This window comes from Micromonospora sp. NPDC000089, assembly GCF_042899365.1.
GTDB lineage: Bacteria > Actinomycetota > Actinomycetes > Mycobacteriales > Micromonosporaceae > Micromonospora.
Genome location: NZ_JBIAZT010000006.1, coordinates 228,448 through 243,086, shown reverse-complemented (window position 1 = coordinate 243,086; position 14,639 = coordinate 228,448). Strand labels below are relative to the sequence as shown.

Below are 14,639 nucleotides of genomic sequence, written 5' to 3'. Positions count from 1 at the left end.
AACCCGGGGACGATATCGATGGGGTATCGCCTGACGATCGCCTCGGCGCCTTCTGGGACTGGCCACGGTGTACCACCGGACGGCGGCGGGCCCCCGCCAGCCGGGCAACCGGGCGAAAGGCCCGTGACTCGTCAATCCGGGAGGGCCGACCGGCGCGCATTCTCCGGCACCGATATCTAATGGATAGCCCACCAATACCCGCGCGCAGAACAACAGACAGATGGCTGATGTCTCGCAGAGAACGAACACGGCGGATCTCCCGCCTCACGAGGGCGTCGATGACCTGACCCAACCCGGTAGGACGACCAAAGAGGGGGTGGCCGCGCTGTTCACCGCGTTGCTAGGCCAGGAACGGGTCGGTGTCGAAGACAACTTCTTCGCCCTCGGCGGTCATTCGCTGCTCGCCGCGCGACTGGTCGCGTTGGTGCGCACGAAATTTCAAGTAGAGATGACGCTTCTCGATCTCTTCGACGACCCGACCGTGACCGGTGTCGCGGCCTTCGTCGACCGGGTCTCCGGTGACCCGTCCGGAGGCGAGACGCGATGACCATCCGCGCGCTCATCTGCGATGAACTGCCGGTCGTCCGGGACGGCATGCGGACGCTGCTCGACGCGGTGCCGGACATCGACGTGATCGGGACGACCGACAACGGCATGGAGGCGATCATGCTGGCGCGCACCGCACGGCCCGATGTCGTGGTCACCGACCTGAACCTGCGGATCATCTCCGGCCTCGAGATGATCCGCAGGCTCGGCAAGGAAGACCCGGCGCCCAACATCGTCGTGTTCACCGCGTCCGACGCCGACAAGACCGTCAGCGACGTCCTGCTCGCTGGCGCGAGCTGCCTGCTCGGCAAGGACGCGAGCCCGCAGGAGCTCGTCGCCGCGATCCGGGCAGCGGCCGCGGGTCGGGCCATGCTCGCCCCGAACGTCGCGCAGCGCCTGGTCACGTGGTTCCGCGAGCAACCGGACACCACGGCCCCGCCGCAGTATCCGGAGGTGACCGACCTGACCCCGCGTGAGCGGGAGGTGACGCAGATGGTGGCCCGGGGAATGTCGACCGAGGACGTGGCCCGTGAGCTGATCATCGGCGTGGCCACCGTGCGCACCCATCTCTACCGGGTGCGCACCAAGCTCGGCGTCCGCGACCGCGCGCAGCTCGTGTCACTGGCCTACCGGTCCGGTCTCATTCAGTCGGATGGGCGAAGTACTGACCTGGAGAAGCGGGCGAGCTGACCTCGCCGTCGAGGGCGGCCCACCGCGACGCCGGTGGGACACCATGGCGCGCTCGTTGTGGGCGAGGAGCTCGACCGTCCGGTCCAGCCGGAGGGAGGCGTCGGCCAGCCGGCGGCAGGCCATCGTCCGGGCGTCCGGGTTGTCGAGTCGCTCCGCGGCGCGCAGCGCGACCTGCCAGACGTCCACGCGGTCGGGCCGGTGGCCGCCATGGGTCAGGTACGCGTCCAGGCTCCGGGCCAGATGCCAGGCGTGGGCGGCGAACCCGGCGTTGATCGCGTGGTGCAGCACGGCACGGAGCACGGGGCGCCGCTCGTCGAACCAGGCCGTCGCCGGCGACCGGTCGGTGTGCCGCGGCTCAGCGGTGACCCCGGCGGCCGGCGGGGCGAGCGGCACCGGGTCCGGGTCGTCGCCGGGATCCAGGAGGGTCGAGGCGGCCCGCGCGCTGTACACGTAATGGTCGAGCAGTCGGACCGTCGCGGCGCGCCGGGCGTCTTCGAGATCGGTGTGCGCGGCGAGGTCGCCGGCGTAGGCGCCGACCAGGCCATGCAGCGCGTACCGGCCCGGCCCGCGCTCGGTGACCAGGGCTGCCTCGCTGAGTTCGGACAGCCGGAGGGTCGCCTCCGCCAGCGGGAGGGCAGCCAGACTGGCCGCCGCGGCCGCGCTGACGTCCCGTCCCGGGTGCAGGCTCAGCAACCGGAACAGCCGGGCGGTCGGCGGGTCGAGCGTCCGGTACGACCAGGAGAACGCCGCCTCGAGGTCGGTGGCCGGATCGCCGGCGAGCGCGTTCGGTTCGCGGCCGCCATCGAACAGTCGAACAGCCAGCGTGTCGAGGGCCACGGCGGGGTGGGTCAGCGACCGGGCGGCGACGAGGACCAGCGCCAGCGGCAGTCCTCCACACCGCTCGACGACGTCGCGGACCGCGCTCGGCTCGGCGGCCACCCGGTGTGGCCCCAGGCGGCGCGCCAGCAGCTCGCCGGCCGCCTCGTCGGCCAGGACGTCCAGCCTCACCGAGCGGGCGCCGTCGGCGGCGATCAGACCAGCCATCCGGCTCCGGCTGGTCACCAGGACCAGGCAGCCCGAACTCGCCGGCAGGAGGGGCCGCACCTGCTCGACCGCGTGGGCGTTGTCCAGCACCACCAGCATCCGGCGGGCGTAGAGGAGGGAACGGTAGAGGGCGATGCGCGCCGCGGCGGTCGCGGGAATCCGTTCGGCCGACACGCCCAGGGCGGTCAGGAAGTCCCGCACGACAGCGTCGGGGGACATCGGCGCCCCGTCCGGACCGCACCCGCGGAGGTTGGCGTACAGCTGCCCGTCGGGGAAGCGACCGGCGACCTGGTGGGCCCAGTGCACGGCCAGCGCGGTCTTGCCCACGCCGGCCATGCCGCGGACGACCGCGATCACCGCGCAGCCGGCCGGCACGTCCTGCGTGATCAACGCGTCCAACGCGGCCAGCTCGGGGGATCGGCCGATGATGTGGGACACGGCGGGCGGCAGCTGGTGCGGTACGACCGGCGGGTACGGCTCGGGCGGAACCGGTTCGGGGATCCGCAGTGGCTCGGAAGGCTGGATCTGCCGGCAGCTGAAGGCGTGTTCGACCGCTGTGTAACGGGGCCGCCAGAACTCGTCCACCCCGGTGGTCAACGACAGCCGGGCCAACTGCCCGCGGTCGGCGCTGTATTTTCGGACGGCTTCCACCAGCCCCTTGACCACGTCCCAGTCGGGCAGCCGGCGAACCCGTCCGGACAGGATCGCCCCCAGCTGACTCTTGCTGATGCCCACCCGGGTGGCCAGGTCACGCAGGCTGGGGCCGCCCGCTTGGAGTCGGAGTTGTCGTAGGTCCAGGCATAGGTGCTCTAGCGACTGAAGCGCCAAGTCCATGGCATCGCGGCCTCCTATGTCCGGTGCTGTAGAAAGCTCGGGGCGACTGACCCGCGCGATCGCCTGCGTGTGCGAACGTCGATGTCCGGCGCCTGTCCGGACATCGAATCACACGTGCGTGCCCATCGTGAATGTTTGTACGGGTGAAGTCTTCCCACACACGGTGGGCGGTTCCGACCTGAAGGCGAGTACCCGACCCCCACCGGCGGCTGTGCGCGCGCCGGTCGGAGGACATCCCGCAGCCGGCCGCCACCCGGGCCGGTTCTCTCTCCCGCGAAGGGACGCTTGCCCCGGACACACGGAAGCTGACCCCGAAAGCGTTTCAGGGTCAGCTCCGTACGCCGTGGTCAGGTCTGCCGGGCGACGGGCTCGACGTCCGCGAGCTCGCCCGGGCCGGATCCGTTCTGGTCGGGCTCGGGCGACGACGCGGTCGTCGCGTGGCCGGCCTGCTCGGCCTCGCGGAGCCCTCGCGTCGTCACCCGCGAGGCGAACACGAGTGCGGCGAGCGTCAACCCGATGCTGGCGCCGATGAACGTGGCCGACGTTCCCCGCCAGTGGGCCAGCGCCCCGCCCAGCAACGCACCCAGCGGTACGACGCCGAGCACGATCAGGCGGTAGGCGGCGGTGACCCGGCCCAGCAGCTCGTCGGGTACCGAGGCCTGCCGCAGCGTACTGACCACGATCTGGTTCATCGCGGTCGCCACCGAGCTGCAGAACAGGAAGATCTCGACGAGGACGACACTGGTGCTGAGGCCGAACGCGGCGTAGGTGGCCGCGGGCACCAGGGCCGCCAGCCAGGTCACTGGCCCACCGCCGATCGCCCGGACCAGCTTCGAGGCGATCAGTGAGCCGGCGATGGAGCCCACAGCCGGTACCGCGATGAAGACGCCCCACCACGCCGGTGTGACGCCGAGCGGCCCGGTCGCCACGAGCACGATCAGACTGCCGGTGGCGGCTCCGAAACCGTTGATCGAGGCGGAGATGAATGCCACCCGACGCAGCAACTTGTGGTTCCAGAAGTAGGACCAGCCGGCCCGGATGCTGCGCGCGATGGAGCCGGGGGTGGGCCGGGAGTTGCTGACGTTGCTCGCCGTCGGCAGCAGACGGGGCAGCGTGATCAGGGCCAGCGCGGCGATCGCGAACAGCCCGGCGCCGGTGGTGAACACCAACCATGCCGACACCGCGAACAGCAGGGCACCCACCGGCGGACCGACGAACGTGTTGATGGCCGACTGGACGGCGAACAGGCGTCCATTCGCCCGCTCGAGGTCCTTGCGCTCGACCAGGCGCGGCGGAACCGTCAACGCCGCGTTGTCGACCATCGTTTCGGCTGCGCCGGAGAGGAACACCGCCAGGTAGAGGATGACGATGCTCTGCAGGTGGGCGAGCAGCGCGAGGACGAGCAGACCGAACGCGACCGCTCGGAACACGTTACCGACGACCATGATGAGGCGTCGATCAATGCGGTCGGCGAGCTCACCGGACGGCAGGGTGAACAGCAGCCACGGTAGGAAGTTCGCCACGGTCATCCCGCTGATCAGCAGCGGGTCCCGGGTGATCGCCACGGCGAGCAGCGGCATGGCCGCCGACACCAGGCCGTCGGCCGTGTTCGACAAGCCTTGCGACAACCACAGGCGGTTGAAACTACGCCCCAGGCCCATGTGCACTCCTCAACAGGTTATCGAAGGTCTTTGCGAATCAGCGCCCGGTGTTTCAACCTGGGCTCGACGACGGTGAATCCGCAGGCCTCGAACGTGGTGACCCGGCCGCGGAAGCTGCGCGGGTCGATACGGGTCGCCGGGTCCCGGTCGTCCTCGGGATAGGCCTCGATCAGGTCTGCCTTCTCGTCCCGGGCCCATTCGACGGCCCGGTTGATCAGTATCTGGAGCAGGCCCTGGTGCCGGTGCTCACGCGCCAGGTAGACGCAGACGATGGACCAGATGCGTGCCGGGTCGTCCCCGGGGAGAAGCTTGGCCGCGCGGGAGGTGCGCAGTCGCGCGAAGCCCAGGCGGGGACCGACCCCGATCCAGCCCACCGGTACCTCGTCGATCGAACCGAGGACTCCGACCCGCTCGCCAGTGGTGATCAGCTCGGCGAGGCGGTCCCGCCGCGCCGCGGAACGGCATGCGGAGTAGTCCTTGCGCTCCAGTCGGAAGTACTGGCAGAAGCAGTGTTCGACGAGCCCCTTCGGGCCGAAGAACCGGTCCACCCTGGGCCAGTCGCCCGGGCCGACCACGGTTGCCATGAGGTCACTCACGCGTCCTTCTCTCCGCGGCGTCGGTGCCGCCCTATCTCCAGCTGACTGATAGCGGCAGGCTCACGACGCCGTTCAGGAAGTTCGACACGAGATGCCTGGGCTCACCAGCAAGGGAAACGGATCGGACGCTCTCGCGCCAGAGATCGAAGAATGTTTTCAGGCCGGCGATGGCAACATGCTGGCCGATGCACCGGTGCACACCGAACCCGAACGCGGTGTGCTGGTTGGGGGATCGGTCGGGGACGAACCGGAACGGCTCCGGGAACACCTCTTCGTCGCGGTTCGCCGAGCCGAGCCACGCGGTGACCAACGACCCGGCCGGGAGTTCGGTTCCGGCGAGCGTCACGTCGGCGGTCGTACGCCGCAGCACGTGGTTGATCGGGCTGGCCCACCGCAGCGCCTCGTCGACGAACCTCTGTTCCGTGCGTTCCTGGCGGGTGAACCACGACCACAGGTCGTCGTCGCCGGCCAGCAGGATCAGCATCTGATTGATCGTCTGGGGTATGGTCGGGTTCGCCCCCATCAGGAACGCGTACGCGTTCAGCAAGGCGACGTCCCGGCCCGGGTCGTCGACCACGACCGTGGTGGTCCGCGGACACCGGCCGAGCACCGAGTCACCCGCCGGAGGGTCTTCCAGGACGTCCCCGAGCACGGTCATGATCGTCGTGTGTGCCTCGAAGAGGTTGAGGCGACGTTGGTACTCCGATTCGCCGACGTCCGTTCCGCCCATCGCGCGCACGGTCGCCCGGCCGGTGACCGGCCACTCACTCGTGGGAATGCCCATCAGCGCGCCGGTGATCGTCATCGGCAGAGTGACCATGTCCGCACAGAAGTCGAACGATTCGCGGCCCCTGATGGCGTCGAACAACTCTCGCATGCGCTCTTCGATTCCCTGCGCGAGCCGCTGCGTCGCCGGCACCGTCATCAGCGGGGTGAAGATGCGCTTGAGTTCGGAGTGGACCGGCGGGTCGGTGAGGTGTATCGCCGCCCCGGCCGCGACGTCCCCGTCCCCGCGCACGCTGAGCATCGTGCTGTACGCCGAGGAGAACGCCGTGTGGTTGCTCAGCACCTCCCGGACGTCGGCGTGGCGCATGGCCGCGAAGAACTCCTGCCCGTCGGGGGTGACCTGGCGGTGGAGTCCGCCGCGCGCACGCATCTCCCGCCACACCGCGTGCATGCCCTGGTCCGAATACCGCGACTCGTCGTAGAGTTCCCCGGCTCCGGGAGCGTCGAGATCGACTCGCATCAGCACATCTCCTTGCCTGACAGGGGGTCGAGCAGCCCGATGTTCTCCGCGCACCGCATGTAGAAGCACGAGGCCACCGACCACTCCGTGATGCCTCGGGCGCCCATGACCTGCATCCCGGCGCGTACGAGGCGGACCATCGCGTCCTGCTGGACCAGCTCGAACCGCCGGAGCGCGCTCTCGTCCAGTTGCGCCGTGGTGTGCGCGATCTCGTACAGGCGCGTGCCCACCGCGTGCAGCTCGGCGTAGGACCGCACGAGCGGGAACATCAACGCGTCGAGGTCGACGAGGCGCCGGCCGAACTGTTCGCGGTCGGCCGCGTGCTCCCAGGCCGTGCGGAACAGCCCGACGCCGAGGCCCAGCACGTACGCCGCGTGGCGTACGCGGTCCTCGGGAGACCCGATCGGACCGGGCCGGTAGGCATTCTCGTAACCGAGGTACCCGAGGCTCAGGCTGATCGCGCACCCGGCGGTGAGGCCGAGCCCGAGACCGCCCTCGTCCTCGGCGCGCTCCATGCGGTCGAATCCCAGCTCGGCCAGGGTGTCCGCCAGCGCCGTGCGGCGGGTCGGCGAGTAGGCGAACAAGGGCTGCGCCCGGACGCCGGCGCCGACCGGTTCGAGGACCTCCACCAGGGTGTCGACCAGCTCGGGCCCGAAGCGTCGGGGAATCTCGCGACAGCGGCGGGAGTACTCCTCGCCGAGGTCCACCTTGATGGTGGACAGCATGATCTCCGACGAGCCGGCCGACAGGGTGAGCCCGGGCGACTCGGTGAGTCCGGAATACAGCTCCTCGCGGACGAGGTCGTCGAGGTCGGTCCGGTCCGCGAGCGTCCGCCAGCGGCGGAGTACCTCGTGTCCCACCTGCTGGCAGGTCTCACTCGTGTAGAGCTTGGCCACGGCGGTGTCGGTCGCCGCGACGTCGGGGCGCAGGAACACCTCGGTCGCCGCGCGCGCCACCGTGGTGGCGCACTCGACCTGTCCCTCGAGCAGCTGGAGGTCGTCGGGTCGGCCGGTCGCCGCACGGAGCGCGGTCAGCCATCGGGCCGCCCGGACGACGTGGTCGATGCCGGTGCGTTCGATGGCCAGGGCACCGTCGAGCAGCCCCCACCCGCGGCCGTCCTCACCGACCCGGCGCCAACTTTCGACCTCGACGTCGCGGAGCGTGACCCGGCACATGCGCTCCGGCTGGATCGTGTCGACGAGCTCGACGGTCACGCCGGATGCGGCCAGGTCGACGACGAAGAGGGTGATGCCGTCGTACTTGTTGCCGTCCGCCCCGGTGCGCGCGGCCACCAGCGCGGAACCCGAGATGTCACTGTAGATGCTGAACACCTTGACGCCGGTGATGACATACCGATCGCCGCGGCGCTCGGCCCGCGTGCGGAGCGAGGCGAGGTCGCTGCCCGCGCCGGGCTCGCTGTAGAGCACGGTGGCGAACTCCTCGCCCCGGCTGATGCGCGGGAGCAGCTCGCGTTTCAGCCGGTCGGAGCCGGACTTCAGGACGAAGTAGCCGACGATCTGCACGGTGAGCGCGTACACGAGGTCGGGCAGACCGGTCGCGATGAACCGCTCGAACAGCTCGACGCTCACCCGCGTCGACGTGCCCGAGCCGCCGAACTCGCGCGGCCAGTCCGGGGTGAGCAGGCCGCGTCGACCGAGTTCCCGGTACGCCTCGGCGATGGCCCGCCCGTCCATCCGCCGGGACCGGATCACGAGGTCGCGCCACCGGGGCGTGTCGATCAGCTCGGCCAGCGACGCGAACAGATCGGGCGCGGCGTTTCCGTGGCCCGTGCCCGTGCCCGTGCCTGCGATGGTGCCCGTGCCCGTGTCTGCGGCGGTGCCCGTAGCCGCGAGAGCGGATCGGATGACCTTCTCGATGGCGGCCAGGTTCTCGGGATCGGTGAGCAGGTCGTAGTGGCCGCCGGCCAGGTCCTGGAACTCGACGTCACCCGAGCTCATCTCCCGCCAGTCCGACCTGGAGGACTCCGCGGCGCGCATCGAGACGACGTCGAGATCGCCGGACGTGGGCCACCAGGTGCCGATGAGACGGGAGTTCCGCGCGAAGATCTCGAAGCGCTCCGAGAACGTCTCCATGTCCATGCCCAGGGCCTCGGCGGCCGCGGTCGGCGAGTCGGACAGCCACGCGCCGTCCTGGCCGCACGACCTCAGCGCGTCGCCGACGAACTCCTGCAGCCGCCTGCTCGGCGTGGGCTCCTCGTATTCTCTGAACCGCCACGTCGAGTCGAGCAGGACCACCTTCGGGCGGACGCCCTGTCGCGCGAGCAGGCAGGCGATCTCCCAGGCGAGAGCGCCGCCGAACGACCAGCCGCACACCACGTCGACGTCGGGACAGCGGTCGCCGAAGCCGGCCACGTACCGCCGCGCGAGTTCCTGTATCGACGGGGCGGGCTCCCCGTCGACGAGGACCTCCAGCGACGCCTCCAGTCCGATGCACCGGTAGTCGCGGAATCTCCGCACCAGCGGCTGGAGCGCGAGGAGGCTGCCGCCGACCGGATGGGCGAACAGGAGGACCCGCTCGGCCTGTTCGGGCTGACTCATCTCGACGATGCCGGGTACGCCGGTCGCCGTCGACCTCGCACCGAGGTAGGTGCTGAGGCGCTTGCCGTCATCCATGCCGGCCTACTCGCTGGCCAGGAGTCGGGCGACGTCTTCTTCACTCATCTGCTCGATGGCCTCCTCGAGCTCCGCGGGCGACAGGCTGGCCAACCGGGCCCGCTCGACCTCGAGAGCCATGCTCTGCACGCTCGAGTCGTTGAAGAACACGACCAGGGAGATGGTCGTGGAGAACAGCTTCTTGATCTTTGACATCAGCTGCACGGCCTGGAGGCTCGTCCCGCCCAGGTCGAAGAAGCTGGCCGTCTTGGAGAAGTCGACCCGCCCCAGGATCGGCCCGAACGCCTCGGTGAGCATCGTGCGTTCGATGTCGTTGAGCTGCTCCACGGGCGTGGACTCGACCCCGGCGGCGTCGACGCCGGCGGCGGGCAGCGCCCGCTCGTCGATCTTCCCGCTCGCGTTGATCGGCAGCTCCTCCATGATCACGAAGTTGCTGGGCCGCATCGTGGACACCAGGCGCTTGCGGCAGTGTTCCCGCAGCGCCGCCTCGGAGACGGTGCCGCCCACCCCGGTCGCGCAGTACGCCACCACCCGCTTCTGATCCCCGTCCGCCCGGACCTGTACGTACACGTTCTTGATCCCGTCGGCCGCGCGGATCACGCTCTCGATCTCGCCGATCTCGATCCGTACACCATTGATCTTGACCTGTCGGTCGCGTCGCCCGACGTACACGAGTTCACCGCTGCCGTTGAGCCGCGCCAGATCGCCGGACAGGTAGACCCGGGCCGTCGGATCGGGACCGATCGGGTCCGAGATGAACTTCTTCCGGTTGTCCTCGTCCCGGCGCCAGTAGCCCGCCGTCAGTCCGACTCCGCCGAGCGCCAGCTGGCCGATGGCCCCCTGGGGTAGCGGCCGGTGGTGGTCGTCCAGCACGTACGCCGTGTGGTTGTCCATCGGGCCGCCCATGGGCAGGGCGCCCGGCGAAAGCGGCTCCCGCAGTTCCTTCACGATGCTGGTGACGGTGCACTCGGTCACGCCGTACCCGTTGAAGATCCGGCGGCCCTGGCCCCACGCCCGGACGAGCTCGTGGGAGAACGCCTCGCCGCCGACGAACACGATGCGCAGGTCGCGCAGCGGTGCCGGATCGAGCAGCTTCATCACCGACGGCGGCAGGTCGGTCACGGTGATCCGGCGCTCCTGCAGGAACTGCTGGACATCCGGCATGCTCAGCCGCTGGCCGGACGGTACGAGGTGGAGCGACGCGCCGCTGAGCAACGCACCGAACATCTCGAAGATCGAGACGTCGAACCCGCAGGACGCGTAGCCGAGGACCCGATCGTCGGGGGAGAGCTCGAACAGCGTCCGTACGTTGCGGATGAAGCCGAGGATGTTGTCGTGGCTGATGAGCACGCCCTTGGGCGTTCCCGTGCTGCCCGAGGTGTACATCAGGTAGGCGGCCGCGTCCTCGCCGCGGGCCACCTCCGGCCGGTCGGCGGGGGGCTCGGCGTCGGCCGGCAACCGCCGTTCCAGCGCCGGTGAGATCCCGGCCGTGGTCGCGTCGCAGATCACCTGGGACAGGTCGGCGTCGTTGATGATGGCCTCGATCCGGCCGCGTGGGTTCATCGCGTCGATCGGGACGTAGACCGCACCCAGCGACATGAGGGCCAGCACGGCGGCCGGGAAGTCGGGCGACGGTTCGAGCGCGACGCCCACCCGGCTGCCGGCGCCGACCCCGGCCGCGCTCAGGTGGGCGCGTAGTTGGTCGACCCGGCGCAGGAGCTGCCCGTAGGTCAGCTGCGCCGTGGGCGTGCTGACCGCCACGCGGTGCTCGTGCTCGTCGACGACGTCGCGGAAGTGTGCGAAGACGCTGCCGGTGGGCACCGGCGCCCGGGTGCCGACGCCGAGGTGGCCCTGCAGCGCCCGGGTCTCCTCGTCGGAATCCCAGAGTCGCTGCATGCTGACGTCCGGCGCGGCCAGCGCCCGGCGGAGGAACCCGACGAACACCCGCTGCATGGTCTGGATCGTGGCCAGGTCGAAGATGTCGGTGTTGTAGACGGTGTTGACGTCCAGGTCCTCGTCGGCCTGGTTGAGCGTCCACTGCTGGAAGAACTTCGCGCGCGTCGTCCTGGGCAGGATGCCGGTCAGCGAGACGCCGTCGAGGAGTTGGAGCTGGTCGGTCCATTCGTTGATCGTCAGCGTGTACTGCAGCAACGTCGACCGGGAGGAGTCCCGCTGGACGTTCGTGTGCGCGACGATCTCCTCGAGCGGAAGGTATCCGTGCGCCTGGGCGCCGCGTAGTCGCTGCTGGATCCGCACCAGGCATTCCTGGAACGTCTCGTCCGGTGCGACCGGGCAACGCAGCGGCATCATGTTGATGAAGAAGCCGATGGTCCGCTCGGTCTCGATCTCGCCGCGGTTCGCGTTGGGCATTCCGAAGATGACGTCCTCGGATCCCGAGTACCGGTGGTACACGCAGGCCATGGCCGTCGCGTACACCGTCGCGGGCGTGGTGGACAGGGCCAGGGCGAGGCGCTTGACGTCGGCCGCGACCCCCTTCCAACTGCTCGTCTCCGAGCTGCCGGCGTAGGTCGCCTCCGGTGGCAGCGGACGATCGCCGGGAATGTCCATGACCTCGACGTCGCGCAGGGTCTCCGTCCAGTAGTCGACGCTGGCCTGCCACGCCCCGGCCTGCAGACGCCTGCGCTGCCACGCGCTGAAGTCGGCGAACTGGACGGCCGGTGGTTCGATCTCCGGCACGGCACCGACCCGACGGGTGTTGTACTCCCGCACGAGTTCGTCGAAGAAGACCGCCGATGACACGCCGTCGAAGATGATGTGATGGAAGACCACGCTGAGGAAGTGAAGGTCACCACGCACGGTGATCAGATCGAATTTCCACAGCGGAAACGCCGTCAACGTGAAGCGGGTCTCCGCGCGTTCGGCGAGGATCCGGTTCGCTTCGGTCTCGGAGTCCACGTGCGACCGCTCGACGGCGACCTCGGGATGCTCGACGATGCCCTGGAAGTACTGGTCGTTCTCGACGAGGACGTACGTCCGGAGCGCCTCGTGGCGCGCGACGATGCCGGCGAGCGCCGCGGTGAGGGCGTCGGCGTTCAGCTCGCCGTCGAGCCGGAACGCGAACGCGACGTTGTAGGTCGTTTCCCCGGGTTGCAGCTGGTCGACGAACCACAACGTGTTCTGGGAATGGGACAGCGGCACGTTGTCGCGATCCTGTCGGCGCTGCGGCCCGCCGGTGACCCTCGCACGCGCGTTGGCCAACATCGCGGCGAGCGACTGCTTCTTGTCGCCGGCGACACTGTCCGGCGCTGATCTCACGTCTGAACTCACGCGAAGCTCCCGTTCAAGTTGGTCGCATCGATCGTCGGAGGGTCTTCCCGGGAACCGGTCTGCTGATCACCGTCCGACCTGACGGGCAGGTGCGCCAGTTCCGAGATGGCGATGGACAGCACGTCGATGCCACGCAGGTAGTCGGACAACACGATGTGCTCGGTGTCAGCGTGGTCGAGCCGGCTGTCGCCGGGGCCGTAGGTGGCCATCGGGATGTCCCAGACCTCGGCGAGGGTGTTCATGTCCGAGGTGGCGGTCTTCACCAGGAACCGCGGCTGGCCGTGCAGCCGCCGGATACTGGACACCAGGGCGCGCGCCACCGGCGTGGACCGGCTCGCACGGCAGGCGGCGACCGAGTTCAGCACCTCGATGTCACCGGCCGGCAGGCGGTCACGCAGGTCGCGGACCAGCGCTTCGGCGTCGTGGCCCGGTGGGGTGCGGATGCTGAGGTCGACGGTCGCCGTGGTCAGGTCCGCGTTGAGCTGGCAGAGCGTCGCGCCCGGCCGATCGAACACGCCGAGGCTCGCGTCCGGCCCGAGCAGGTCGACCAGCGTGGTCCAGCAGGCGACCGCCAGGTCGGAGGCCTTCGGTGCCGGGTTGCTCGGGTGGGTGGACGGAAGCCTGACCGTGTAGCGCAGGTCGAGTTTGCCCTTGTAGCCGAGCACCACGCTCGACCATCCGCTCGGTTCGCCGACGATCAGCGCGTCCGGCTGTTCGTGGGTGACCCGGATCGCCATCGCCCCGCGTGAGCACGGGGTCTCCTCCTCCACGGCGCCGACCACGACGAGTCGGCCGGGGAAGTCCACCGCGCTGGCCGCGGCGCAGATCATCGCCGCCAGGGGTCCCTTCGCGTCGACCGCGCCCCGGCCGTAGAGCTTGCCGTCCTCGGAGTGGACCGGGATCTCGCCCGGGATGGTGTCGAGGTGTCCCATCAGCATCAAGGTCGGTCCGTCACCGCGATCGATCACGCCGATGACGTTGCCGACCGCGTCGATGTGGGACCGGAAGCCCAGGACCGCCATGGCGTCGGCCAGGAAATCAGCCAGCGCGCGTTCCTGGTAGGAGGGGGACGGGACCTCCAGCATCCCGCGCAGCAGACCCACGGCGTACGTCTCGGTGACCGCTCCGGACGAGGTGAATGCGAAGTTCATCGAGGTCCTCGCTCGAGTAGGTGTTCCACGATGCGGTCCGCGACGTCGACGCGGTCGCCGAGCGCGGCCTGGAAGCCGGAGAACTCGACCCGGTGGTTGACCTCCAGGACCAGCAGCCGGCCCTCGCTGTCCTCGATCAGGTCGACGCCGGCGATGTCGGCGCCGACCGCGGCGGCGGCGTCGGTCGACAGCTTGGTGATCTCGGGTGTCGGTTCGCACGGCCGGGCCTGGCCGCCGAGCGCCACGTTGGTCCGCCACACCTCGGCGACCCGGTAGACGGCGCCCAGCAGTTCACCGCCGACCATGATGGCCCGGAGGTCCCGGCCGGGCTTGTCGACGAGTTCCTGTACGTACCCGAGGTGCGACTGGGGGCCGGGCAGCGCGGCGACGTACTCGAGTACGCCTTCCGCGGCGGCGCGGTCAGGTAGCCGGACCACGAGCCGACCCCACGACCCGACCAGCGGTTTGATCAGCGCGGGATAGCCGATGGCGTCCAGCGCGTCGAGTGTGGCCTCGGGGGTGAGGCCGAGCGCGGTGCGGGGCACCGGCAGCCCGGCCGCCTGCAACGCCATGGTGGTACGCCACTTGTCCCCACACAGCGCGGTCGCGTCGGCGCTGTTGACCACGCGGACGCCGGCCGAGGTGAGGCAGCGGGCCGCGTACTCGGCCCGAACCTGGCCGATCTCCCGGTTCAGCACGAGCTGCCAGGGCAGGTCGCGCTGCCCGGCCGCGAACCAACGCCGTCGTGTGTCGACCTGGTCGAAGGCGACACCACGCCGGTCGAGCGCCTCGAACAGTCGCTTCTCGTCCGCGCCGACCCGGCTGGCCAACACGGCGATCCGGCCGTCGTCGGGATGCTCCGGTATCGATGGCATCATGTCCTCCGTGATGGGACGGCACAATTCGGCTGCCCCGTGACGCTACAGGCGACTCGACCTTGAACGCGTCCG

General features: G+C 69.8%; 10 protein-coding genes. 2 read left to right on the top strand and 8 right to left on the bottom strand.

The features are described from left to right. Positions 1-316: 316 nt before the first annotated feature. Positions 317-547, top strand: a complete 231-nt coding sequence (locus ACFY3U_RS14090) for a phosphopantetheine-binding protein (RefSeq protein WP_387200287.1) — start codon at positions 317-319, stop codon at positions 545-547. After that, positions 544-1,236 (top strand): response regulator, encoded by a 693-nt coding sequence (locus ACFY3U_RS14085; protein ID WP_387200284.1) that lies wholly within the window; start codon positions 544-546, stop codon positions 1,234-1,236. Before ACFY3U_RS14090 ends, ACFY3U_RS14085 begins: the two co-directional genes overlap by 4 nt. On the opposite strand, the gene ACFY3U_RS14080 is transcribed toward ACFY3U_RS14085, so the two are convergent. From ACFY3U_RS14080 to ACFY3U_RS14045, 8 genes are all read right to left on the bottom strand, one after another. Beyond that, positions 1,165-3,114: an NB-ARC domain-containing protein gene (locus tag ACFY3U_RS14080; RefSeq protein ID WP_387200281.1), complete on the bottom strand. Its 1,950-nt coding sequence runs from the start codon at positions 3,112-3,114 to the stop codon at positions 1,165-1,167. The genes ACFY3U_RS14085 and ACFY3U_RS14080 overlap by 72 nt on opposite strands. 347 nt (positions 3,115-3,461) lie before the next feature. Further along, complete coding sequence (locus ACFY3U_RS14075; protein WP_387200278.1) at positions 3,462-4,775, bottom strand: MFS transporter; 1,314 nt, start codon at positions 4,773-4,775, stop codon at positions 3,462-3,464. 17 nt (positions 4,776-4,792) lie between these two features. Next, positions 4,793-5,359 (bottom strand): GNAT family N-acetyltransferase, encoded by a 567-nt coding sequence (locus tag ACFY3U_RS14070; protein ID WP_387200275.1) that lies wholly within the window; start codon positions 5,357-5,359, stop codon positions 4,793-4,795. A gap of 43 nt (positions 5,360-5,402) precedes the next feature. Continuing rightward, positions 5,403-6,617, bottom strand: a complete 1,215-nt coding sequence (locus tag ACFY3U_RS14065; protein ID WP_387200271.1) for a cytochrome P450 — start codon at positions 6,615-6,617, stop codon at positions 5,403-5,405. Next, positions 6,617-9,250, bottom strand: a complete 2,634-nt coding sequence (locus ACFY3U_RS14060; protein WP_387200268.1) for an acyl-CoA dehydrogenase family protein — start codon at positions 9,248-9,250, stop codon at positions 6,617-6,619. Before ACFY3U_RS14060 ends, ACFY3U_RS14065 begins: the two co-directional genes overlap by 1 nt. Positions 9,251-9,256: 6 nt before the next feature. Then, entirely contained in the window at positions 9,257-12,538 is a 3,282-nt protein-coding gene (locus tag ACFY3U_RS14055) for an amino acid adenylation domain-containing protein (protein WP_387200265.1), read from the bottom strand. Next, complete coding sequence (locus ACFY3U_RS14050; protein WP_387200262.1) at positions 12,535-13,689, bottom strand: M20/M25/M40 family metallo-hydrolase; 1,155 nt, start codon at positions 13,687-13,689, stop codon at positions 12,535-12,537. The genes ACFY3U_RS14055 and ACFY3U_RS14050 overlap by 4 nt, the downstream gene beginning before the upstream one ends. After that, complete coding sequence (locus tag ACFY3U_RS14045; RefSeq protein ID WP_387200259.1) at positions 13,686-14,564, bottom strand: RimK family alpha-L-glutamate ligase; 879 nt, start codon at positions 14,562-14,564, stop codon at positions 13,686-13,688. The genes ACFY3U_RS14050 and ACFY3U_RS14045 overlap by 4 nt, the downstream gene beginning before the upstream one ends. Positions 14,565-14,639: the final 75 nt, after the last annotated feature.

Bases quoted from the DNA above. Each gene is read 5' to 3' on its own strand.
- ACFY3U_RS14085 (WP_387200284.1), top strand. From the start codon at position 544: ATGACCATCCGCGCGCTCATCTGCGATGAACTGCCGGTCGTCCGGGAC.
- ACFY3U_RS14075 (WP_387200278.1), bottom strand. From the start codon at position 4,775: ATGGGCCTGGGGCGTAGTTTCAACCGCCTGTGGTTGTCGCAAGGCTTG.
- ACFY3U_RS14050 (WP_387200262.1), bottom strand. From the start codon at position 13,689: ATGAACTTCGCATTCACCTCGTCCGGAGCGGTCACCGAGACGTACGCC.
- ACFY3U_RS14080 (WP_387200281.1), bottom strand. From the start codon at position 3,114: ATGGACTTGGCGCTTCAGTCGCTAGAGCACCTATGCCTGGACCTACGA.
- ACFY3U_RS14065 (WP_387200271.1), bottom strand. From the start codon at position 6,617: ATGCGAGTCGATCTCGACGCTCCCGGAGCCGGGGAACTCTACGACGAG.
- ACFY3U_RS14045 (WP_387200259.1), bottom strand. From the start codon at position 14,564: ATGCCATCGATACCGGAGCATCCCGACGACGGCCGGATCGCCGTGTTG.
- ACFY3U_RS14060 (WP_387200268.1), bottom strand. From the start codon at position 9,250: ATGGATGACGGCAAGCGCCTCAGCACCTACCTCGGTGCGAGGTCGACG.
- ACFY3U_RS14070 (WP_387200275.1), bottom strand. From the start codon at position 5,359: ATGGCAACCGTGGTCGGCCCGGGCGACTGGCCCAGGGTGGACCGGTTC.